The 21,360-nt window shown below is 64.0% G+C and carries 19 protein-coding genes; 9 read left to right on the top strand and 10 right to left on the bottom strand.

The annotated features are described in order from the left end of the window. Positions 1-39: 39 nt before the first annotated feature. The 6 genes from AC1RMG_RS15525 to AC1RMG_RS15500 all read right to left on the bottom strand — a co-directional run bounded on the left by AC1RMG_RS15525 (position 40) and on the right by AC1RMG_RS15500 (position 7,302). A complete protein-coding gene (locus AC1RMG_RS15525) occupies positions 40-1,461 on the bottom strand; it encodes a di-heme oxidoreductase family protein (protein WP_011063083.1) in 1,422 nt (473 codons plus the stop codon). Positions 1,462-1,661: 200 nt separating this feature from the next. Beyond that, positions 1,662-3,002 carry an imelysin family protein gene (locus AC1RMG_RS15520; protein ID WP_011063082.1) on the bottom strand — a complete coding sequence of 447 codons (1,341 nt, stop codon included), beginning with the start codon at positions 3,000-3,002 and terminating at the stop codon, positions 1,662-1,664. A gap of 162 nt (positions 3,003-3,164) precedes the next feature. Further along, the gene (locus AC1RMG_RS15515; RefSeq protein WP_011063081.1) at positions 3,165-5,216 is read right to left on the bottom strand and encodes a putative bifunctional diguanylate cyclase/phosphodiesterase; all 2,052 of its coding nucleotides are present in this window, start codon (positions 5,214-5,216) and stop codon (positions 3,165-3,167) included. Between the two features lie 303 nt (positions 5,217-5,519). Further along, entirely contained in the window at positions 5,520-6,116 is a 597-nt protein-coding gene (locus AC1RMG_RS15510) for a superoxide dismutase (protein WP_011063080.1), read from the bottom strand. Positions 6,117-6,292: 176 nt separating this feature from the next. Further along, on the bottom strand, positions 6,293-6,895 hold the full coding sequence (locus tag AC1RMG_RS15505) for a LysE/ArgO family amino acid transporter (protein ID WP_011063079.1): 603 nt from the start codon (positions 6,893-6,895) through the stop codon (positions 6,293-6,295). 2 nt (positions 6,896-6,897) lie between these two features. Beyond that, complete coding sequence (locus AC1RMG_RS15500) at positions 6,898-7,302, bottom strand: ACT domain-containing protein (RefSeq protein ID WP_125062114.1); 405 nt, start codon at positions 7,300-7,302, stop codon at positions 6,898-6,900. Between the two features lie 110 nt (positions 7,303-7,412). Between AC1RMG_RS15500 and AC1RMG_RS15495 the strand changes: the two genes are divergently transcribed. The 4 genes from AC1RMG_RS15495 (at position 7,413) to AC1RMG_RS15480 (ending at position 11,317) form a co-directional block, all read left to right on the top strand. Further along, positions 7,413-8,312 (top strand): LysR family transcriptional regulator ArgP, encoded by a 900-nt coding sequence (locus AC1RMG_RS15495; RefSeq protein WP_015636800.1) that lies wholly within the window; start codon positions 7,413-7,415, stop codon positions 8,310-8,312. A gap of 97 nt (positions 8,313-8,409) precedes the next feature. Continuing rightward, complete coding sequence (locus AC1RMG_RS15490; RefSeq protein ID WP_011063076.1) at positions 8,410-9,402, top strand: NAD-dependent epimerase/dehydratase family protein; 993 nt, start codon at positions 8,410-8,412, stop codon at positions 9,400-9,402. 106 nt (positions 9,403-9,508) lie between these two features. Continuing rightward, positions 9,509-10,348, top strand: coding sequence for a coiled-coil domain-containing protein (locus AC1RMG_RS15485; protein ID WP_011063075.1), 840 nt, complete (start codon positions 9,509-9,511; stop codon positions 10,346-10,348). A 123-nt stretch (positions 10,349-10,471) separates the two neighbouring features. Continuing rightward, positions 10,472-11,317 carry a cache domain-containing protein gene (locus tag AC1RMG_RS15480; RefSeq protein WP_125062113.1) on the top strand — a complete coding sequence of 282 codons (846 nt, stop codon included), beginning with the start codon at positions 10,472-10,474 and terminating at the stop codon, positions 11,315-11,317. Positions 11,318-11,404: 87 nt separating this feature from the next. On the opposite strand, the gene AC1RMG_RS15475 is transcribed toward AC1RMG_RS15480, so the two are convergent. Beyond that, positions 11,405-12,922, bottom strand: a complete 1,518-nt coding sequence (locus AC1RMG_RS15475) for an MDR family MFS transporter (protein WP_041752524.1) — start codon at positions 12,920-12,922, stop codon at positions 11,405-11,407. A 396-nt stretch (positions 12,923-13,318) separates the two neighbouring features. On the opposite strand from AC1RMG_RS15475, the gene AC1RMG_RS15470 reads away from it, so the two are divergent. Further along, a complete protein-coding gene (locus AC1RMG_RS15470; protein ID WP_011063072.1) occupies positions 13,319-14,233 on the top strand; it encodes a helix-turn-helix domain-containing protein in 915 nt (304 codons plus the stop codon). Here AC1RMG_RS15470 and AC1RMG_RS15465 read toward each other — a convergent pair. Both AC1RMG_RS15465 and AC1RMG_RS15460 read right to left on the bottom strand, forming a co-directional pair. Further along, positions 14,226-14,402, bottom strand: a complete 177-nt coding sequence (locus AC1RMG_RS15465; RefSeq protein ID WP_015636796.1) for a hypothetical protein — start codon at positions 14,400-14,402, stop codon at positions 14,226-14,228. The genes AC1RMG_RS15470 and AC1RMG_RS15465 overlap by 8 nt on opposite strands. A gap of 142 nt (positions 14,403-14,544) precedes the next feature. Continuing rightward, positions 14,545-15,450: a LysR family transcriptional regulator gene (locus AC1RMG_RS15460; RefSeq protein ID WP_011063070.1), complete on the bottom strand. Its 906-nt coding sequence runs from the start codon at positions 15,448-15,450 to the stop codon at positions 14,545-14,547. A gap of 113 nt (positions 15,451-15,563) precedes the next feature. On the opposite strand from AC1RMG_RS15460, the gene AC1RMG_RS15455 reads away from it, so the two are divergent. Together AC1RMG_RS15455 and AC1RMG_RS15450 are read left to right on the top strand one after the other, a co-directional pair. Beyond that, a complete protein-coding gene (locus AC1RMG_RS15455) occupies positions 15,564-16,448 on the top strand; it encodes an MBL fold metallo-hydrolase (RefSeq protein ID WP_011063069.1) in 885 nt (294 codons plus the stop codon). Positions 16,449-16,517: 69 nt separating this feature from the next. After that, complete coding sequence (locus AC1RMG_RS15450; protein ID WP_493169571.1) at positions 16,518-17,132, top strand: NAD(P)-dependent oxidoreductase; 615 nt, start codon at positions 16,518-16,520, stop codon at positions 17,130-17,132. A gap of 104 nt (positions 17,133-17,236) precedes the next feature. Here the strand turns inward: AC1RMG_RS15450 and AC1RMG_RS15445 are convergent, their stop codons facing one another. Further along, positions 17,237-18,118 carry a LysR substrate-binding domain-containing protein gene (locus AC1RMG_RS15445; RefSeq protein WP_011063067.1) on the bottom strand — a complete coding sequence of 294 codons (882 nt, stop codon included), beginning with the start codon at positions 18,116-18,118 and terminating at the stop codon, positions 17,237-17,239. A gap of 159 nt (positions 18,119-18,277) precedes the next feature. Here AC1RMG_RS15445 and AC1RMG_RS15440 point away from each other — a divergent pair, with 159 nt between their 5' ends. Then, the gene (locus AC1RMG_RS15440; RefSeq protein ID WP_011063066.1) at positions 18,278-19,915 is read left to right on the top strand and encodes a 5-guanidino-2-oxopentanoate decarboxylase; all 1,638 of its coding nucleotides are present in this window, start codon (positions 18,278-18,280) and stop codon (positions 19,913-19,915) included. Beyond that, complete coding sequence (locus tag AC1RMG_RS15435; protein WP_125062112.1) at positions 19,912-21,360, top strand: aldehyde dehydrogenase family protein; 1,449 nt, start codon at positions 19,912-19,914, stop codon at positions 21,358-21,360. The genes AC1RMG_RS15440 and AC1RMG_RS15435 overlap by 4 nt, the downstream gene beginning before the upstream one ends.

The following is a 21,360-nucleotide window of genomic DNA, read 5'->3' as shown; positions in this document are numbered from 1 at the left end:
GGGCTCCCTTTATTGTGGAGAAAACGTGTGAGTCGAGCGTTATAGAGAATTCAGGAATGCCAGCAACGCGGCGCGCTGCTGGGCATTGAAGGTCAAGACCTGTTGTTTCGCGCCTTCGGCTTCGCCGCCATGCCAGAGCACCGCCTCCATCAGGTTGCGGGCGCGGCCGTCATGCAGGAACTGGGTGTGGCCGCTGACGGTTTCGGTAAGGCCGATGCCCCACAGCGGCGCGGTGCGCCAGTCGCGGCCACTGGCCTTGAACTCCGTGCGGTGGTCCGCCAGGCCTTCGCCCATGTCATGCAGCAGCAGGTCGCTGTAGGGGCGTATCACCTGGTTGGCCAGCTCGGGTTCGGCGGCGTTGGCTGCGGTGGTGAAACTTGGGGTATGGCAGGACTGGCAGCCGGCCTGGAAGAACAGGTTCTTGCCGGCCAGGACCTGGGGCGAGTCGACATCGCGACGTGCCGGCACCGCCAGGTTGCGGGTATAGAAGAGCACCAGGCGCAGGATGTTGTCGCTGACCTCCGGCTCGCCATCCGGGCCGTTGCCATTGGGGGCCTGCTTGCAGGCGGTTTGCGCGTCGGTGCAGTCATCGAAGGGTCTCAGGCGGGTGGTCAGGCCCATATCACCAGAAAACGCGTGAACATTTTGTTGATTGAGGTTGGGTTGCCCGGCTTTCCAGCCAAAACGCCCGAGTACGGTCTTTTGCAGGGCGTCATCCCAGACCCAGTTGGGCCGGCCGGCGATGGCGTTTTTATTCGCCGGCCTGGCATTGGCCAGGATCGCCTCTTCGGGAATGGCTTCCAGCAGCCCCAGGCCGATCATCGGTGGCGCCACCCGGGCGGAAAAACGCGTGTCCGGGTGCATAGGCCCGTAGCCCAGGTCGGTGATCTGCAGCTTGGGTTTGCGCAGCTCCACTTGGGTGCCGTCCTGGAAGCGTACCGGCAGGGGATCGTAGTCCACCCGTACCCGGCCTTCGGGAGCGACCCCGGGAATGGCCATGTCCTGCAACTGGCCGCCGTACACCGGCTCCGGAACGATACCTGCCTGTTCGATGAGCCTGGCAAAGGCCGGATCGTCGGGGATCGACAGGCGCACCAGCATTGACACCGCGTTCAGCGCATCCGGCGCCGGGGGATGGCCGCGCCCGTCCTTGATGTGGCAGTTCTGGCAGGCGTTGGTGTTGAACAACGGGCCGAGGCCGTCGCGGGCGGTGGTGGTGGAGGGGGCGATGACCCAGGGGCTGCGGAAGAAACTGTTGCCGACGCTGAAGTCCAGGCGTCGGGTGGGTGGCAGGTTGGCCGACGGCAGGGAGAAGGCATTGCGATCGCTCTTGTTGACCGTGGTCGCGCCGCCCGCCCGGGCTTCTCCAGGTTCGGCCTGGGTAAAGCGCGGCGCGTCATCGCAGGCACTCAGGCTCAGGGCCATGAACAGAGCGGACCAGCGAAGCGGCAACGAGGGCATCGGACATCCTGCAAGACGAGCAAAACAAGGGCGCAAAGTCTAACAGGGCGGCCTGGATTGAATAAGAGGAATTATCGTTTGGTTTGACCCAGGACAAGCTGGACGGGGCGCAGGCAACGATGTTGCAGGCTGTGCAAACGGCTGCGGCGGGCACAAAAAAGGCGACCCGAGGGTCGCCTTTCTGCCTGGCGCAATGCGGATCAGAATTCGTGATCGGCGTTGTCCGGGTTCAGGTCGCTGATGCCCAGCTTGCCGGCGGCCTGCTCGATCGAGCCGGTCTGCTTGACCAGGGCGGCGATGGCGTCACGCACGATCTGGTTGCCGGACTCGTTGCCCGCCGCAATCAGCTGGTCGTAGTGCTCGCCCTTGTTGGCGTGGTCGACCATGACCTGGATCTTGGCTTCGGTGGCCGCCAGGTCGGCTTTCAGGGCCGCGTCGGCGGCCGGGTCGGCCTTGGCCACCAGGGACGACAGGCTGGCGCCGCTCATCTTGGTGCCGTCGGTACGGGTGTACTCGCCCAGGTAGACGTTGCGGATGCCCTTGGCGTCGTAGAAGTGCGAGTTGTGGGTGTTGTCGCTGAAGCAGTCCTGCTCGTCTTCAGGGGAGTTGGCTTCCAGGGAAACCTTCATCCGCTCGCCGGCCAGTTCACCCAGGGACAGGCTGCCCATGCCGAACAGCATCTTGCGCAGGCCGGTCTCGGCCGGCTCGGCTTCCAGGGTGGCGCGGTAGTTGTCGGCCACGTCCGGCTTCCAGTTGCCGACCATTTCTTCCAGGTCGTTGACCAGCAGTTGGGTCACGGCCTTCAGGTAGGCACGACGACGGTCGTTGTGGCCGCCAGTGGCACCGGCACCTTCCAGGTAGTCCGAAGCAGGGCGGGCGCCGGCGCCAGGGCCGGTGCCGTTGAGGTCCTGGCCCCAGAGCAGGAATTCGATGGCGTGGTAGCCGGTGGCGACGTTGGCCTCGGCACCGCCCAGCTCGTTCAGGCTGGCGAGTTTTTCCGGGGTGATGTCTTTTACGTCGACCTTGTCTTCGCCGACCTGGATCTCGGTGTTGGCGATGATGTTGGCGGTGGCACCCGGGTTGCCCAGTGCGTGCTCGTAGCTCTTGTCGACGTAGTCGATCAGGCCTTCGTCCAGGGGCCAGGCGTTCACCTGACCTTCCCAGTCATCGATGATGGTGTTGCCGAAGCGGAACACTTCGCTCTGCAGGTAAGGCACACGAGCGGCGACCCAGGCAGCCTTGGCGGCTTTCAGGGTGTCGTCGTTGGGCTTGGCGAGGAAGGCATCGATGGCGGTCTGCAGGGTTTTCGCGGTGGATTCGGAGTCGCTGTACACGGCGAAGACCATGTCGGCGTAATGCGCGACCACGGCCTTGGCAGCCGCTTCGTCGACCTTGCCGGCTGCATCGGCCGCTGGGGTGGCAGTGCTGGTGGCCGGGGTCGGCGCTTGGGCGGCAGCCTTGTCGTCTTTACCTTCGCCGCAGCCGGCGAGGGAAATTGCGATGGCCAACAGACTGGCGGTAGCCAGAGGCATACGAATCATGGCGAACATCCTGCTTCGAGAGGGGAGTGGACGGCGCGGGGGCGCGCAAAAGCTGCGACATAATGCGAAAGATTTGCATTATGTGTAAAGGGTTGTGCCTGGAAATATTTCTTATTCAACAGGGGATTGCGCTGGGTCAGGTTCGCCAGCGCCGTGCCTGGCTCAGAGGATTGCCGCATTGCTGCGCTGGGCCTGTTTCAGGTAGGCCCCCAGCTCCCGGGCGGGCAGGGGTTTGCTGTAGTGGTAGCCCTGACCTTCGTGGCAGCCTTCGGAGATGATGTAGGCCTCCTGCTCGGCAGTTTCCACGCCCTCGGCGATCACCTGCATGCCCAGGCTCTTACCCAGCTGGATGATCGCGCGCACGATGGTGGCATCGTCGTCGTCATCCAGCAGGTCCTGGACGAAGCTCTTGTCGATCTTGATCTTGTCCAGGGGCAGGCTCTTGAGGTAGCTCAGGGACGAGTAGCCAGTGCCGAAGTCGTCGATGGCAATCAGGGCGCCGGAGCGACGCAGGCTCAGCAGGTGCTGGGCGGCGGTGCTGATGTCTTCCATCAGGCCGGTTTCGGTGACTTCCAGCTCCAGGCTGCGGGGCGGCAGGCGGTAGATCTGCAACAGATTGTTGACCACCCGTGGCAACTCGGCGTGGTGCAGTTGCACGGTGGACAGGTTGACCGCCATGCGCAGGTCGCTGAAGCCCATGTCGTGCCATTCCCGCAGTTGGCGGCAGGCCTGGTCCAGCACCCATTCGCCTATGGCGATGATGGTGCCGTTCTGTTCCGCGAGGGGGATGAACAGGTCTGGCGGCACCAGGCCATGCTCGGGGTGCTGCCAGCGGATCAGCGCTTCGACGCCCACCACACGGTGGTCGCGATAGCTGATCTGCGGTTGGTAGACGAGGAAGAACTGATCCCGGGCCAGGGCCTCGCGCAGGTCTTTTTCCAGCTCGCGGCGGCGACGCATCTCGCTGTCGACGCTGGCGATATAGAACTGATACCGATTGCGTGACCGGGTCTTGGCCAGGGTCATGGTCTGTTCGGCTTTTTGCAGGAGCTTTTCCGTGCTGTCGCCGTCTTCCGGGAACAGGGTGATACCGATGGTGGCACGCAGGCGGATTTCCTGGTGATCCAGGGCGAAGGTGGCCTCCAGGTCATCGAGGATGCTCTGGGCCAGTTCCGCAGCTTCGTAAGGCTGTTCGATATCGGCCTGGACCAGGGCGAACTGATCGCCCCCCAGGCGCGCCAGGGCGCCAAGCCGGCCGCTGTGGCCGCGCAGGCGGTCGGCCAGTGCCAGCAACAGCTGGTCGCCGGTCTGGTAGCTGAACTGTTCGTTGATGCCCTTGAAATCATCCAGGCCGACACAGAGCACCGCCACCCGGCGTTGCAGGCGCCCGGCGTCCACCAGGATCTTGTCCAGTTGCTGTTGCAACTGCTGGCGGTTTGGCAAGCCGGTGAGGAAGTCGTACTGGGCCATGCGCAACAGGCTGTTTTCCGCCTCGTGACGCAAGTGGGTGTTGCGCTCGATGGAGGCCAGCAACTGGTTGGCGGTATTGATCCAGATCCCCAGCTCGTTCTTCTCGTGGCCCTTGAGCAGGGGCAACTGGTGTTCGCTGGGGCGGTCGGGGTTGATGGTGGTCAGGTGCTCGATGATTCGCGACAGCGGCTTGGTCAGCAGCCAGTGATAGACCAGGTACAGCACCAGGCCCATGGCCAGGGCCCGCAGGACTCCGGAAATGAAGATGATCACCGAGCTGACGATGAAGCCCTGGCCATAAGTGGCGGTGTCGAGGGTGATGCTCAGGTCGCCGTAATATTCGCTGTAGGGGCCACGGCCCACCAATTGCGTAGTGAAGGTGCGTTCCTGACCGAGGATCAGGTCGGTCAGCCAGCGGCTGGAGGATTTCTGCAGGTCGCGGGATTTCTCCGCGAGCATGGTCTCGTTCGGGTGGCCAATGGAGGCCATGCGCACAGCGTCATCCTGGAACAGGCCTTCAATGACTTGCATGCCCATTTCCCGGTCCAGGCTGTAGACCGCCTGTGTCGATGGGTCGCGAAACATGTCGAGAATGCGCTGGGCATCGCTAGCTACCGCCTGCCGAGTCTTGTAGGCATCGAAGACGATCTGGGCGCAGCTCAGGACCACGCCCACTATGAGTGCCGACAGCAGCACAACCCGGAGCAACTTCACCGACAAGCTGTTTTTGAGTTCCAGCTTCAAAGGGCTATTCCTTGTTCCGTGCGTGTAGCGTCAAGTTGCCATGAGTATTGGCAATCCCGTGATGGCCGTCAAAGTGACATTAGTGCCGAGAACAGGATGTCTGCGGGCCAGGCCCGGGTGATCAGAATCAGGATTGCTCGTGCTGTGGATAGTGTGTCGGTAGCGACGCCTTGCAACTTGAGGGGCGGCGTTGTTTTTTACCTGCCATGAATCTTAGCGCTTCAGGTGGGCGGGACAAGATCCCGGCTTTGCCACAGGCAAAAAAAACCCGGCCAGGCCGGGTTTTTTACACTGCAAACGGACTTAAGCGACGAAGTTCTTGCCTTCGAACTGCTCAGCCACGAATTTCCAGTTGACCAGGTTCCAGAACGCTTCGACGTATTTTGGGCGAACGTTGCGGTAGTCGATGTAGTAGGCGTGTTCCCAGACGTCGCAGGTCAGCAGCGGGGTGTCGCCGCTGGTCAGCGGGTTGCCGGCGCCGATGGTGCTGGCCAGGGCCAGGGAACCGTCAGCCTTTTTCACCAGCCAGCCCCAGCCGGAACCGAAGGTGCCAACCGAAGTCTTGGTGAATTCTTCTTTGAACTTGTCGAACGAACCGAACGCAGCGTTGATGGCTTCAGCCAGGGCGCCGGTAGGTTGGCCGCCGGCGTTTGGCGCCAGGCAGTTCCAGTAGAAAGTGTGGTTCCAGACCTGGGCTGCGTTGTTGAAGATGCCGCCCGAAGAGGTTTTGACGATCTCTTCCAGAGTCTTGCCTTCGAACTCGGTGCCTGGCACCAGGTTGTTCAGGTTCACGACGTAGGTGTTGTGGTGCTTGTCGTGGTGGTATTCCAGGGTTTCCTTGGAAATGTGCGGCTGCAGAGCGTCGTGTGCATAGGGCAGCGGCGGCAATTCGAAAGCCATGATGATTCTCCTAATCAGGTCAGTTGCGGTGAGCGCAAGGCCGATCACGGGCGGCCAGACAAGCGCCGGGGAGTTTGTACTCTTTGCGGCGCAGGGTTCGGATCATAGCACCGGGGGTGCGGCTTAACCACGCAACAACTGTGTGGGATAGAGGTTCCAGAGCCTTTTGGAATAAGTCACGCGGCGCTGATCAACTGCAGGGCGACGCTGAACATCATCACCGCCACCAGCAGGTCGAGTATCCTCCAGGTGCTCGGGCGCGCCAGCCACGGAGCCAGCCAGGCGGCGCCCAGCGCCAGGGTGAAGAACCACAGCAGCGAAGCGCTCGCGGCCCCCACCACATAGGCGCCCGGTTCGGTCTGCTGGGCCCCCAGCGAGCCGATCAGCAGCACCGTGTCCAGGTACACGTGGGGGTTGAGCAGGGTCACCGCCAGGGCGCTGAGCATCACCGCCCGCAGCGAACGCACGGTCTGTCCTTCGCCCTGTTGCAGGCTCTGTTTCGAGCAGGCACGGCGCAATGCCTGGGCGCCATACCAGATCAGGAATGCCGCGCCGCCCCAGCGTGCCACCGCCAGCAGCATCGGGCTCTGGGTGAGCACGGTGGCCAGGCCGAACACGCCGGCCGCCACAAGCAACGCATCACAGGTGACGCAAAGCGCCGCCACCGGCAGGTGGTGCTCGCGGCGCAGGCTCTGGGCCAGGACGAAAGCGTTCTGAGTACCGATGGCCATGATCAGGCCGAAGGCCACCAACAGGCCATTCACATAGCTTTGCCACATGGTTATTGCTCCTCGCCGGCGGCCAGTTGTTGCAATACCTGCATGGCCCGCCCGGCATCCGCCTGGCCGACAAACAGGTGGTCGTGGTAGTAGCCGGCGATCACGTTGCAACTGATCCCGGCATTGCCCAGGGCCCCGGCGAAGGCAGCGGTCAGGCCCACGGCTTCGAGCGCCGAATGCACGTTGAGGGTGATCCAGGCGGCTACATAGTCAAAGCCCAGGCCCAGGCGCTCGGCCTGCTGGCGCGCGAGAATCACGGTCAGGCCTTCGCGCTCGCGAAAACTGCCCAGCACTTCGCAGTCCTGCAGCAGGCTGCGGTCGGGGAGGGAGCAGAACACGTACTCGCCGTCATTGAGCTGCGGGCTCATGCTGCGCAGCAGGGTTGCGAGGGAGGTTTCACCGGCCATGAACGGAATCCTTGAACGAAGAGGCATTGCTGAGGCTTTACGCTGGCTATTTTCCCGGCCCGGGTTGTATAAGAAAAACCAATATTGCTGATCTCTCATTAGGAAAACTGATGTTCGACTACAAGTTGCTCTCGGCCTTGGCTGCAGTGATCGAGCAGGCAGGGTTCGAGCGGGCGGCCCAGGTGCTGGGTTTGTCACAGTCGGCGATTTCCCAGCGGATCAAACTGCTGGAGGCCCGGGTCGGCCAGCCAGTGCTGGTGCGGGTGACGCCGCCGGCGCCGACGGAAATCGGCCGGCGCCTGCTCAACCATGTGCAGCAGGTGCGCCTGCTGGAGCGCGACCTGCAAAGCCTGGTGCCGGCGCTGGACGAGGAGGGCCTGCCGGAGCGCTTGCGCATCGCCCTCAACGCCGACAGCCTGGCCACCTGGTGGGCTGGCGCAGTGGGCGATTTTTGCGCCGAGCACCATCTGCTCCTGGACCTGGTGGTGGAAGACCAGACCGTCGGCCTCAAGCGCATGCGCGCCGGGGAAGTGGCGGCCTGCGTCTGTGCCAGCGAGCGCCCGGTGGCCGGGGCCCGCAGCCTGCTGCTGGGGGCCATGCGCTACCGGGCCATGGCCAGCCCGGAATTCATCGCCCGGCATTTTCCCCAGGGCGTGCGTGCCGAGCAGTTGCCGCGCACACCGGCGCTGGTGTTTGGCCCCGACGATTTCCTGCAGCATCGGTACCTGGCTTCCCTGGGCGTGGACGGTGCTTTCGAGCATCATCTGTGCCCGTCTTCCGAGGGCTTCATTCGCCTGACCGAGGCCGGCCTGGGCTGGGGGCTGGTGCCCGAGTTGCAGGTCCGCGAGCAGCTCGAGCGGGGCCTGCTGTTGGAACTGTTGCCGGATAAACCCATCGATGTGCCGCTGTACTGGCATCATTGGCGTAACGGCGGCCAATTGCTGGGGCTGCTCACCGAGCACCTGGCACGTTTGTCGGCACAATGGCTGGTGCCCTGGGAGCAGCCGTAAGCGTCAAGCGACAAGCTGCAAGTAGACAGCTTGCGCACTGATTTTTAACTTGCAGCTTGTAGCTCGTAGCTCGTCACTGCTTTCTTAGGAATATTTCATGAAGATTCTGGTTACCGGCGCAAGCGGCTTCATCGGCGGGCGCTTCGCCCGCTTTGCCCTTGAGCAGGGCCTGGAGGTGCGGGTCAATGGCCGTCGCGCCGAAGCCGTGGAGCATCTGGTGCGCCGTGGCGCTGAGTTCGTCCAGGGTGACCTGAGCGATGCCGATCTGGTGCGCGAGCTGTGCCGCGACGTCGACAGCGTGGTGCATTGCGCCGGTGCCGTGGGCTTGTGGGGGCGCTACCAGGACTTCCACCAGGGCAATGTGCTGGTCACCGAGAACGTGGTCGAAGCCTGCCTCAAGCAGCGGGTGCAGCGGCTGGTGCACCTGTCTTCGCCCTCGATCTACTTCGACGGCCGGGATCACCTGGGGTTGACCGAGGAACAAGTGCCCAAGCGCTTCCGGCATCCTTATGCGGCCACCAAGTACCTGGCCGAGCAAAAGGTCTTCGGCGCCCAGGAGTTCGGCCTTGAAGTGCTTGCCCTGCGCCCGCGCTTCGTCACCGGCGCCGGCGACATGAGCATCTTCCCGCGGCTGTTGAAGATGCAGCGCAAGGGCCGCCTGGCCATTGTCGGCAACGGCCTGAACAAGGTCGATTTCACCAGCGTGCACAACCTCAACGAGGCGTTGTTCAGCAGCCTGCACGCCAGCGGCTCGGCCTTGGGCAAGGCCTACAACATCAGTAACGGCACACCGGTGCCTTTGTGGGATGTGGTCAATTATGTGATGCGCCAGATGCAGGTGCCGCAAGTCACCCGTTATCGCTCCTTCGGCCTGGCCTATGGCGTGGCGGCGCTCAACGAAGGTTTCTGCAAGCTCTGGCCGGGGCGACCGGAGCCGACTCTGTCGCGCCTGGGAATGCAGGTCATGAACAAGAATTTCACCCTGGATATCAGCCGTGCCCGGCATTATCTCGGCTATGAGCCCAAGGTCAGCCTGTGGGCGGCCCTGGATGAGTTCTGCGCCTGGTGGAAAGCCCAGGACATAAGCTGAAACCAAAGACTGAACCGAGTTTGCCCGGCCCGGTCCATTGGCCGGGCGAATTAGCGGTTTATACTCGCCGCACTCAGCCACCACCGCGTTTCACAAAGGTTGCCCCATGCGTAACGATGCAAACGATGACTTCGACGACGTTCCCAGTCTGCGCGCCGATCCTCTCGACGACGATGTCTTCCCCACCACCAGCGCTGCCCGCGAGCGTACCTCCGTGCATTCGCGCGGCACGCCCGTCGTCAAGGTCAAGAGCCCCAGCACCGGCCCGCTCTGGGCATTGGTGGGCGCCTTGTTCTTTGCCTTCATCGGCCTTGCCTGGTGGAGCTTCCAGCAGATTTCGCTGATGGAACAGCAATTGGTGGCGACCCAGGAAAGCTTCGCCAGGATCAGTGAGGAAGCGGCCGGACGCCTGCAGGACATCTCCGGCAAGGTGGTGGCCAGCCAGACCAATGTCACCACCGACAGTGAAGCGCTGAAGCTGCAGATCAAGCAACTGGAGAGCCGCCTGCAGGACCAGAGCCGCCAGCAGCAGGGCGTGGCGGGGCAGGCCACCGATCTGGACAAGCGCCTGGCGCAGATGAGCGCGCAGACCGCCGAGCAGCAAGCAGCCAACAGCCAGTTGCAGGCTCAGGTGAAAGCCTTGAGCGGTGAACTGGCGAGCCTGAAAAGCGCCCAGACCGACAACGGCAAGGTCGATGCCCAGCTCAAGAGCCTGGGCGCCGACCTGGCCACGCTGAAGAAACAGGGCAATCCGAGCGCCGCCATCGAGCGTCTGGAACAGGACCTGATCGTGCTCAAGAGCCAGCAGGACAACCGTCCCGCCGCTGCGCAAAACGGTGCCAGCACTGCCGAGTTCGACGCCTTTCGCGGCCAGGTGACCCGCAACATCAACACGCTGCAAAGCCAGATCCAGAACCTGCAGCAGCAGATCAACACCCGCCCTTGATGGGGGCCGCCTTCCCACGCCTGGCGTGGGAAGGCGTCGGTTCACCCCCCGTGTGCTGAATGTTTCCGCATATCCTGCAGCCGTCTACGCTCTTCGAACGCCAACACGAACGAGGAGCGGGCGATGAGACTGTGGCTTGGAAATACCTGGGTGGGCTGGCTGCTGCTGTTGTGCTTGGGCCCGCTGCAGGCGGCGCCGTCGGTGGATGATGGCGCGGCGGCCCGGGCGCTGCTGGAAAAGGCCCTGGGCTACTACCACGATCAGGGCGACAAGGCATTCGCTGCCTTCAGCCGCCAGGGCGAGTTCGTCGACCACGACCGCTATGTGTTCGTGGTGGATACCCAAGGCGTGATGCTGGCCAGTGGCGGTCCCTCGTCGGCGTTGATTGGCCGTGATGTGTCGCAAGTCCTGGGGCCGGACCTGCGCAAGACGTTCAGGCAAGCGTTGAAGACGCCCGAGGGCAATGGCATCCAGCAGGCCGAGTACCGCTGGCAGAACTGGGCCGACGGCAAGATCGAGCGCAAGCATGTGTATTTCCAGCGGGTCGGCGAACGCATCCTGGCGGTGGGTTACTACCAGCCCCGGGCGTCGGCCGAGCAGGCCAGGGCATTGCTGGAGAGGGCAGCCACGGCCTTGAGCACGGACCGCAACGGCACGCTCAAGGCGATCAACCAGTTGCAGGGCGGTTTTCTCGAAGACGATCTGTACGTGTTCGTGGTGGACATGGACAGCCGGCGCTACCTGGCCCATGGCACCAACCTGCGTTTGCTCAACACCGACTTTGCCAAGATCAGGGATCCCGAAGGCAAGCCGGTGGGCGAGCCGATGCTGGCGCTCATGGCTCGCGAGGATCAGGGCGAATACCAATACCGCTGGAAGAACCCGGTGACCGGCAAGGTGGAGGACAAGCACGCCTACCTGCGCAAGGTAGGGAATCTGCTGGTTGCGGTGGGCTACTACAGCCCTTGATCATGCTGCCCTGCAGCCGCTGCCGCAGGCTGCTTCAGCAAAGGCTGGAGCGCTTCGACCAAAGCGGCTACAGGAGCCCGGGGTGGGTTAACGCGCCTTGTCTTCACGACCGCGCAGCAGGCGATTGGGCATGGCGATCGCCGCTGCCAGCCCCAGCAGGGATACCCCGGCACTGACCAGCAACAGATGCTTGAAGGTCGTCAGCAACTCGGCTCGCAAGGCGTCCCGCGCCGGGCCGGGGGCGGCGTTCAGGCCTTCCAGCAGGGCATTGCCGGAGTGCCCTTCAACCATCAGCCCGGCGCCACCGAGATGGGCCAGGCTGGAATCCTGGAGCAAGGCCAGCAGCAACGCCGACATCAGCGCCACGCCCACCGCCCCGCCGAGGGCGCGGAACAGGTTGGTGGTGCTGGTGGCCACGCCGATATCCCGTTGCTCCACCGAGTTCTGCGTGCCCACCAGGGAGGTGGGGAACTGCATGCCGCCGGCGATCCCGCAGAGCAGCATGAACAGGCCGCTGAGCAGCTCCGACTGCGGCGGCACCAGGGCCATGCCGAGGATCGACAGCGGCATCAGCAGCGCGCCACTGAGGATCATCGGCTTGTAGCGCCCGGTGACCGAGGTCAGGCGCCCGGCACAATAGGCGCCCATTGGCAGACCCATGGCCAGCGGCAGCAGGTGCAGGGCGGCACTGTCGGCCCCGGCGCCGGTGATGCTCTGGAAGCGCAGCGGCATCAGCACGATCAGGGAAATGGCCTGGAAGCTGGTGAAGAAGATCGTGCACCAGCACAGCAGCGCGTTGCGGTTGGTGAACAGGTGCATCGGCAGCAGGGGTTCCCGGGCCCGGCGCTCATGCCAGACGAACAGTGCCAGGACGATGACCGCGATGGCCAGCAGATCGAGCACTTCGGCGCTGCGCCAGGAATAGCCCTGGCCTACCTGGGTGATACCCAGCAGCAGGGCGGTCAGGCCGATGATCATCAGCACGGTACCGAGGTAGTCGATGATCGGCTTGCGCTGGGGCACCGGCAGCCCGATCAGAGTGCGATGCGCCACCCACCAGGCGCCCAGGCCCAGAGGCAGGTTGATCAGGAACACCCAGCGCCAGGAAAGGAATTCGGTCATGTAGCCGCCCAGCACCGGGCCGGCGACGCTGGCCACTGCGTACATGCTGCTGAAGTAGCCCTGGTAGCGACCGCGCTCCCGAGGCGGAACTATGTCGCCAATGATGGCCTGGCTCACGGAGATCATGCCGCCGGCGCCGATACCCTGAAAAATCCGCGCCAGCACCAGTTGCTCCATGTTCTGTGCCAGGCCGCAGAACAGCGAGGCCAGGGTGAACAGCCCCATGCCGAACAGCATCAAGCGGCGGCGGCCGTAGAGGTCGCCGAGCTTGCCGTAGATGGGCACTGCCACGGTCATCGCCACCATGTAGCCGGAGATCACCCAGGCCAGCAGGCCGACGTCCTTGAACTGGGCGGAAATGGCCGGCATGGAGACGGCGACAATGGTCTGGTCCAGGGCGCCGAGAAAGATCGCCAGCATCAGGGCGATCAGCACGCTGCGAATGGCCGGTTTGGGCGAGACGGGCTGTTGGAAGTGGGTCACGAAAGAACCTGCGGGCAGAGATTGACCCGGCGGAGCAAGGCCGGTGGAAGTGCGCTTCAGTGTACTAGATAGGAGCCTACTAGATAGCCATACAAGGAAGTCTCCGGGGATTTTTCATCTGGGCTTAACTGATGGGAACGATGCTCTGTGAAGACCTGGGCGGTCAGACGAAAACGCAGATTATTCGGCGGGAATTAGCTGGTAATGGGACGCATTCTGTATAGTACCCGGCACTGGGCCGGTGCTCTGAACACCGGCCCGGTCAATGTCCATTGATGTTGCTATTGCTTGCATTTCGCCCGGGCGTATTCGTTTATCGAAGAGCCCTGGCGGTTGTCTGATGGTTCGCCCGCTGGCGCCCCCGTCGCCCGTTACACTGAGGCCTGGACTGTAGTGATGAACAAGCCTGCCCTTGCGTCGATTCCGGTGTTCAAGCTCTATGGCGAGAGCCTGGACTGGCCTACCCCGGACCTGCTTCATTGCGAGCCCATCAGCCAGCGCAGCCGCGAGCACCATTGGGAAATCAAGCCCCATCGGCATGCCGACCTCTGCCAGTTGCTGTTTGTATACCGTGGGCAGGCGGAACTGGAGATCGAAGGCCAGCGTACCCTGCTGGACAAATCGATGGTCCAGGTCCTGCCGCCGCTGTCGGTCCATGGCTTCCGGTTTTCCGAAGACATAGAAGGTTATGTGGTGACGCTGGCAGCGCCGCTGGTAAGCCATCTGCAAACCCAACTGGGGCAGGGGCAAAATACCCTGGCCAGGCCCGAGGGATATCCGACGGGGGCAGACGAGGCGTACCTGAACGGTTTGTTCGCCGCCTTGCAGCAGGAGTACCAGGGGCAGCAGCCGGCTCGGGAAATGCTCATGCATGCGCTGGTCAGCATGATTGTGGTCTGGGTCGGGCGCCAGGCGTTGCAGCGCAGCAGTGCCAGCCGGCGTCCCCAGCGGGCCCGTGAGTATTTCAATGGCTTCATCCAGTTGGTGGAAGCCCATTACCGCGAGCATGTGAAGGTCGAGGACCTGGCCCACAAGCTGGGCATTTCCGTGTCGCACCTCAACGGCACCTGCCGTGAACTGGCAGGGCAGCCCGCGCTGCAGATCATGCACGAACGCCAGCTACTGGAAGCCAAGCGGCTGCTGACCTACACCGGGATGACCATCTACGAGATTTCCGCGGACCTGGGGTTTTCCGACCCCACCAACTTCACCCGGCTGTTCCGGCGCCGGGAGGGGATCTCGCCCAAGGTATTTCGCGACCGCCTGAAGGCCGATCAGGCCGGGGACGCCGATTCGCTGACGCTCACCTGAGGGCGTTCAAGGTGGCGTTGTGGGGCATGCAGCGCTCCAGGTTGCAACTGGCGTAGTTGCGCGGTTGCATGCGCGCCTGCTCCACGCGATAAGCGGCAGTACCGTATAGCGCCAGGGTCACGGTGCAGGTCATGAAGATGGCCAGGTACCTTCTTGTCTTGACGTTCATGGCAACGACCTCTGAACCCATACCCCTTTGGTTTAAAGGGGGTACTGTTATCAGCATAGGTCAGTTGCGTGGGCTTGCCCGGCCTGTTTGGCAGGGTATTCAGCAGTTGGATCGAGCAGCCTGGCCAGCGCCGTGCATCTATCTACAAACCTTCGTCCCAGAGCGGTTGCTGGGGAAACCTGAGGACCAGGAAGTCGAGCATGCTGCGCAAGGTCGCCGGCATGTGCTTGCGCGAGGCATAGACCGCGTACATGTTCATCGTGCGCGGTTCGGCGTGGGGCAGCAGGCGTACCAGCTCTCCACGCTTGATGTACTCACCGGCCTGGTAGCTGGGCAGCATGGCGATCCCGGCGCCGGCCATGGTGGTGCGCAGCAGCGTGCTGGCCTCGTTGGCGCTGATGTTGCCCTGCACCGGCACCGATACCTGTTCGCCATCCTGTTCGAAATGCCACAGGCTCTTGCCGAAGTAGGAGTGGGTCAGGCAGTTGTGCCGGTTCAGTTCCTCCACCCGCTGGGGCGCGGGGTGCTCTCGCAGATAGGCCGGCGAGGCGCAGATCACCGAGCGGCAGACCGTCAGGCGCCGGGCGATCAGGTTCGGGTCCAGGTCGTTGCTGGTACGGATCGCCAGGTCAATGCGTTCATCCACCAGGTTTACCGTGCGATCGAGCATCTGCAGGTCGATGCTGACCCCCGGGTAGCGCTTGACGTAGTCGGCCACGGCATCCGCCAGTTGCGACTGGCCGAACGAGGTACTGACGCTGATGCGCAGCAGACCGCGGGGTGCATCGTCCGGCTCGCCAACCGCGGCCTGCATGTCGCTGGACAGCTCCAGCATCTGCCGGCAGCGGGGCAGGATCTCACCGCCGGCGGCGGTCAGGCTGAGCTTGCGCGTGGTTCGGTGCATCAGCCGGGCGCCGACCCAGTCCTCCAATTCCGCCAGATAACGTGACACCACCGGACGCGACAGGTCCAGGTGATCGGCGGCGGCCGACTGGCTGCCCAGGTCGACGACGGTGACGAAGACCCGCATTGCTTGGAGACGATCCATGATTTGCCCGCTTTCAGAAACAAACTATGTTCAAGCATCGCATTTTTTGTAACGAGTCTGGCAACTAAGCTCTGTCCATCCCAACCCAGCCAACAGATGCCGGAGCTGCCCTCATGATCGGATTCACTTCACTCAAACGCTTGCTGCTGGCCACTGCCACCCTGGGCTTTGCCGCCCATGCCGCGGCCGCCGAGCCGACCCTGAGCCTGGATGTCTACAACCCGGGCGCCAACGCAATCTTCCCGGTGACCTCGGTGCTGGTCAGCGGCAAGAAGGACGCGATCCTGGTGGACGCCCAGTTCGGCAAGTCCCAGGCACAGCAACTGGTGGACAAGATCCGCGCCAGCGGCAAGCACTTGACCACCATCTACATCAGCCATGGTGACCCGGACTACTACTTCGGCCTCGACACCCTGACCGCCGCCTTCCCCGACGCCAAGGTGGTGGCTTCGCAGCCGACCGTGGATCACATCAAGGCCACGGTGGATGGCAAGCTGGCGTTCTGGGGCCCGAAAATGGGTGCTGACGTACCGGCCAAGACCATCGTGCCGGGCGTGCTCAAGGGCCACAGCCTGACCCTGGAAGGGCAGAAGCTCGACGTCATTGGCCTGGACGGCAAGCAGCCGGACCGCAGCTTTGTATGGATCCCGTCGATCAAGGCGGTGGTCGGTGGCGTGGTGGTCGCGGAAAACATCCACGTGTGGATGGCCGACACCCAGACCCCGCAGTCCCATGCGGACTGGCTGGCTACCCTCAAGACCATCGACAGCCTGCAACCCAAGACCGTGATCCCCGGGCACTTCCTCGGTGACAGCGCGCGTTCCCTGGCCCCGGTGCACTTCACCGCGGACTACATCAAGGCCTTCGACGAGGAAACCGCCAAGGCCAAGGATTCCGCCGAGCTGATCGCGGCCATGAAAAAGCGTTACCCGGACCTGGGCGAGGACAGCTCCCTGGAGCTGAGCGCCAAGGTCGCCAAGGGCGAAATGAAGTGGTGAAAACGGTTTGACCCGCTCCCTTGTGGGGGCGGATGCCTCTGTACTCTCTTAGCCAACTGGAGACATGTCATGAGCAAGATCGCAATCATTGGTGCCACCGGCCGTGTCGGTAGCCAACTGCTGGAAGAAGCCCTGCGTCGCGGCCACAGCGTGACCGCCATCGCCCGCAACACGGCGAAGATCGGTTCGCGTGCCGGCGTGGTCAGCCGCGATGTGGATGTGGCCGACAGTGCCGCGCTGCAAGCGGCGGTGGCCGGTCACGATGTGGTGATCAGCGCGGCGCATTTTTCCAGCATCGCTGCCAATGCCATCATCGACCCGGTGAAAAAGGCCGGGGTCAAGCGCCTGCTGGTGGTAGGCGGTGCCGGTTCGCTGTTGCTGCCGGGTGGCAGCAAGGTCATCGATAGCCCGGGCTTCCCGGAGGAATACAAGGCCGAAGCCAGCGCCGGCGGGGTGTACCTGGAGACCCTGCGCAAGGAGCAGGACCTGGACTGGACCTTCCTTTCGCCATCGGCGGAGTTCGTCGAGGGTGAGCGTACCGGGCACTTCCGCCTGGGCCAGGACGACCTGCTGGTCAGCGCAGAGGGCCGTAGCTGGATCACTTTTGCCGACTACGCCATCGCCATGCTCGACGAGGTGGAAAAGCCGGCCCATAGCCGTCAGCGTTTCACCGTCGGCTACTGATCACTGGCCGATTGACCCGTTAGCCGCCTGTTGCAGGCGGCTAACGGGTTGTTCCGGCAAGCGTTGAAGGCCCCTCGCGGGGCTTTTCGCTGTCTGCCGGTATTTCAGCGCTGCCGGGCCTGTTCCACCAGCCAGTCCAGCAGTTCCTGCAGGGCCGGCGAAGGCCCCGGGCGCTCCGGGTACACCAGGTAATACGCCTGCCCTGTCGGCACCTTCAATTCAAAGGGCATGACCAGCCGCCCGGCACTCAGGTCATCGCCAATCAATGCCCAGTCGCCAATCGCCACGCCTGTGCCCTGGGAGGCCACGGACATCGCCAGGTCCAGGGTCTCGAAGTGCTGGCCCTTGCCCAGGGTGTCCAGGGGCGTGCCAGCGGCCTTGAGCCAGGTTTGCCAGTCCCGCTGATCATGGGAGGGGTGCAGCAGCAGGTGCTGTTGCAGGTCTCTGGGGCTCGTCAGCGGCACCGGGCCTTCCAGCAGGGGCCGGGAACAGACCGGAGTCAGCTGTTCATTGAACAGGTGTCGCGAGCCCAGGGTCGGTGCCGGTGGCGCGCCGTACATGACCGCGGCGTCGAACGGCTCGCGGCCGAAATCCACGCCATGGGCAATGGTGGTGGTCAGTTGCACCGGCACATCGGGGCGCTCCTTCTGCCACTGCAGCAACCGCGGCAGCAGCCAGCGCATCACGCAGGTCGGGGCCTTGAGCCGCAGGTTGCGCTTCTGGCCGCCGATCTCGTCCACCGCGCCATTGATCATTTCGAACACCTGCTGCACCCGTGGCAGCCATTCCAGCCCCTCGGCCGTGAGGCTCAGGCCCCGGGCCTGGCGCAGGAACAACGGATAGCCCAGGTGACTTTCCAGCCCGGCGATCTGCCGGCTCACCGCTCCCTGGGTGATGTGCAACTGCTCGGCGGCGCGAGTGAAGTTGCAGCACTGGGCGGTGATCAGAAAAGTGTGCAGCGCGGGTAAGGGAGGAAGGCGTTTCATGGCTGGCCGAGGCATGACGTGGGGACATGGCTAGTATGACTTTTTATCCATTGTTGCGGCTACAGGCCCACCGTTCCAATAGCCCCTCTATCGGCGCCCGCAGGCGTTTTCCAGCCTGTGGCCGACGTGCGGTTTTCCTCCAATAAGAAGGGCGATGAGATGGCGACGTGCGGTGAAGTACTGGTCAAGCTACTGGAAGGTTATGGCGTCGAGCAGGTGTTCGGCATTCCCGGGGTACACACCGTGGAGCTGTATCGCGGCCTGGCCCGTTCGCCCATCCATCATGTGACTCCGCGCCACGAGCAAGGTGCCGGCTTCATGGCCGACGGCTACGCCCGAACCAGCGGCAAGCCCGGTGTGTGTTTCATCATCACCGGCCCCGGCATGACCAACATCACCACCGCCATGGGCCAGGCCTACGCCGATTCGATTCCCATGCTGGTGATCTCCAGCGTGCAGGCCCGCAGCCAGTTGGGGGGCGGGCGCGGCAAGCTCCACGAGCTGCCCAACCAGAGTGCGCTGGTCAGTGGCGTGGCGGCGTTTTCCCACACCCTGATGTGTGCCGACGAGTTGCCAGCGGTGCTGGCCCGGGCCTTTGCCCTGTTCCAGGCCGGGCGCCCACGCCCCGTGCATATCGAGATTCCCCTCGATGTGCTGGTCCAGGACGCCGACCACCTGTTGACCAGCGAGCCGGTGCAGATCGCCCGCGCCGGCGCCGCCCCGGCCGCTGTCGCGCAGATGAGCCAACTGCTGGCCAGTGCCAAGCGGCCGCTGATTCTCGCGGGCGGGGGCGCCATCGATGCCGCTCCGGCCCTGACCCGCCTGGCCGAGCTGTTGCAAGCGCCGGTGGCCCTGACCATCAATGCCAAGGGCATGCTGCCTTCGGCGCATCCGCTGCTGATCGGTTCCACCCAGTCCATGGTGGCGACCCGGGCCCTGGTGGCAGAGGCCGATGTGGTCTTGGCCATTGGCACCGAGCTGGCGGAAACCGATTACGACGTGACCTTCGCCGGTGGTTTCGAGATTCCCGCTACCCTGCTGCGTATCGATATCGATGCCGACCAGACCGTGCGCAACTATCCGCCGAAAGTGGCACTGGTGGCCGACGCCCGGATCGCTGCCGAAGCGCTGCTGGCGCAACTTGCCGGGCTGGAATTGGCAGCGCGTCGCAGCGACTGGGGCCAGGTCCGCGCCGCCGCCTTGCGCAGTGAGCTGAGCCAGCTCTGGGACGGCCCGACCCAGGCCCAGACCCTGTTTCTGCAGACCGTGGTCCAGGAACTGCCGGAGATTGTCCTGGTGGGCGATTCCACCCAGCCGGTGTACAGCGGCAACCTGACCTTCAACCCCGAGCAGCCACGACGCTGGTTCAACTCCTCCACCGGGTACGGCACCCTGGGTTATGCCTTGCCGGCGGCCATTGGCGCCTGGCTCGGCGGCGGTTCGCACGCCAGCCAGCGACGGCCGGTGGCCTGCCTGATCGGCGATGGCGGTTTGCAGTTCACCCTTTCGGAACTGGCCTGCGCGGTGGAGGCTCGCACCCCGATCATCGTCCTGCTGTGGAATAACCAGGGCTACGAAGAGATCAAGAAATACATGGTCAACCGCGCCATCGAGCCGGTGGGCGTCGACATCTACACCCCGGATTTCATTGCCGTGGCCAAGGGCCTGGGCTGCGCCGCCGAGCGCATCGACAGCGTCGAGCAACTGCGCGCGGCGCTGCGCTCGGCGGCGGATCGCCAGGGCCCGACCCTGATAGAGGTCGATCAGAACCGCTGGACCCAAGGAGTACAGGCATGAGCGCGCACCCCCTGTTGAACGGACTGTACATCGACGGCCAATGGTTGGCGGGCAGCGAGCATCTGCAGGTGATCAACCCCAGCACCGAGGGCGTACTGGCCCAGGTTGCCGGTGGCGGTCCCGAGGCCGTGGAGCAGGCGCTGTGCGCTGCCAGCGCCGGCCTTGCGCGTTGGTCGCACAGCAGCGGGGCTGAACGTGCCGCGGTCCTGCGACGGATTGCGGCCGGGGTGGCCGAACGCCGGGAGCAACTGATGCACCTGCAGTCGAGCAACAACGGCAAGCCGCAATTCGAGGCCGCCATGGATGTGGACGATGTGATTGCCACCTTCGAGTACTACGCCGGGCTGGCCGAAGGCCTGGATGCCGCTCAGGACGCCAACGTGGCACTGCCCAGCGAGGCCTTCAGTGCCCGCCTGCGCCGCGAGCCCTGTGGCATCGTCGGGCTGATCGTGCCGTGGAACTTCCCCATGGTCACCACCGCCTGGAAGCTCGCTCCGGCCCTGGCCGCCGGTTGCAGCGTGGTGCTCAAGCCTTCCGAAGTCACCCCGTTGCCGGAGCTGGAACTGGCGGCAATCATCGCCGGCAGCGGCTTGCCCCGGGGCGTGTTCAACCTGGTCTGCGGCACCGGCCTGGCAGTGGGCGCGCCCCTGGCAGCCGACCCGCGAGTGGCGAAAATCTCCTTCACCGGCAGCAACGCCGTGGGGGTCCAGGTGATGCAGCGCGCGGCGGAAACCGTCAAGGGCGTGAGCCTGGAGCTGGGGGGCAAGTCGTCGTTGTTGGTGCTGGCGGATGCCGATCTGGATCTGGCGGTGGAACTGGCCTGTGGCGGCGGCTTCTTCAACGCCGGGCAGATGTGCTCGGCCACCAGCCGGGTGCTGGTGGCCGATGAGTTGGCCGATGAGTTCCTGTTGCGCCTCAAGGCCCGGGCCGAAGCCATTCGTGTGGCCGACCCGTTCGACCCCGAGGTGGAAATGGGCGCGCTGGTCAATCAGGTGCAATACCGGCGGGTGCAGGCCCATATCGAGGAAGGCTTGAATGTGGGGGCCAAGCTGGTCTGCGGCGGTGGCCGCCCGGCCGGCTTGCAGCAGGGGTATTTCATTCAGCCCACGGTGTTCACCGAGGTGCCGCTGGACAGTGCGCTATGGCGTGAGGAGATCTTTGGCCCGGTGCTCTGCGTGCGCAGTTTCAGCAACGAGCAGCAGGCCATCGAAATGGCCAATGACAGCGAGTTCGGCCTGGTGGCCAGCGTAGTGGGAGCGGATGCAGCGCATGCCGAGCAAGTGGCCAATGCCCTGCAGGCCGGTCTGGTGTGGATCAATGCGCCCCAGGTGATCTTTCCCCAGACGGCGTGGGGCGGCTACAAGCAGAGCAGCATCGGTCGTGAACTGGGGCCCTGGGGGCTACAGGCCTTTCAGGAAATCAAGCATGTGATCCGCGCTCGTTAG

Source organism: Pseudomonas sp. GW822-FHT04H02, assembly GCF_058800645.1.
The sequence above is the reverse complement of the archived record's forward strand: the minus strand, read 5'-3'. Positions and strand labels throughout refer to the sequence as shown.

Bases quoted from the DNA above. Each gene is read 5' to 3' on its own strand.
- AC1RMG_RS15490 (WP_011063076.1), top strand. From the start codon at position 8,410: ATGAAGATTCTGGTTACCGGCGCAAGCGGCTTCATCGGCGGGCGCTTC.
- AC1RMG_RS15525 (WP_011063083.1), bottom strand. From the start codon at position 1,461: ATGCCCTCGTTGCCGCTTCGCTGGTCCGCTCTGTTCATGGCCCTGAGC.
- AC1RMG_RS15495 (WP_015636800.1), top strand. From the start codon at position 7,413: ATGTTCGACTACAAGTTGCTCTCGGCCTTGGCTGCAGTGATCGAGCAG.
- AC1RMG_RS15450 (WP_493169571.1), top strand. From the start codon at position 16,518: ATGAGCAAGATCGCAATCATTGGTGCCACCGGCCGTGTCGGTAGCCAA.
- AC1RMG_RS15465 (WP_015636796.1), bottom strand. From the start codon at position 14,402: ATGAACGTCAAGACAAGAAGGTACCTGGCCATCTTCATGACCTGCACC.
- AC1RMG_RS15435 (WP_125062112.1), top strand. From the start codon at position 19,912: ATGAGCGCGCACCCCCTGTTGAACGGACTGTACATCGACGGCCAATGG.
- AC1RMG_RS15455 (WP_011063069.1), top strand. From the start codon at position 15,564: ATGATCGGATTCACTTCACTCAAACGCTTGCTGCTGGCCACTGCCACC.
- AC1RMG_RS15470 (WP_011063072.1), top strand. From the start codon at position 13,319: ATGAACAAGCCTGCCCTTGCGTCGATTCCGGTGTTCAAGCTCTATGGC.
- AC1RMG_RS15460 (WP_011063070.1), bottom strand. From the start codon at position 15,450: ATGGATCGTCTCCAAGCAATGCGGGTCTTCGTCACCGTCGTCGACCTG.
- AC1RMG_RS15485 (WP_011063075.1), top strand. From the start codon at position 9,509: ATGCGTAACGATGCAAACGATGACTTCGACGACGTTCCCAGTCTGCGC.
- AC1RMG_RS15500 (WP_125062114.1), bottom strand. From the start codon at position 7,302: ATGGCCGGTGAAACCTCCCTCGCAACCCTGCTGCGCAGCATGAGCCCG.
- AC1RMG_RS15510 (WP_011063080.1), bottom strand. From the start codon at position 6,116: ATGGCTTTCGAATTGCCGCCGCTGCCCTATGCACACGACGCTCTGCAG.
- AC1RMG_RS15505 (WP_011063079.1), bottom strand. From the start codon at position 6,895: ATGTGGCAAAGCTATGTGAATGGCCTGTTGGTGGCCTTCGGCCTGATC.
- AC1RMG_RS15480 (WP_125062113.1), top strand. From the start codon at position 10,472: ATGAGACTGTGGCTTGGAAATACCTGGGTGGGCTGGCTGCTGCTGTTG.
- AC1RMG_RS15445 (WP_011063067.1), bottom strand. From the start codon at position 18,118: ATGAAACGCCTTCCTCCCTTACCCGCGCTGCACACTTTTCTGATCACC.
- AC1RMG_RS15440 (WP_011063066.1), top strand. From the start codon at position 18,278: ATGGCGACGTGCGGTGAAGTACTGGTCAAGCTACTGGAAGGTTATGGC.
- AC1RMG_RS15520 (WP_011063082.1), bottom strand. From the start codon at position 3,002: ATGATTCGTATGCCTCTGGCTACCGCCAGTCTGTTGGCCATCGCAATT.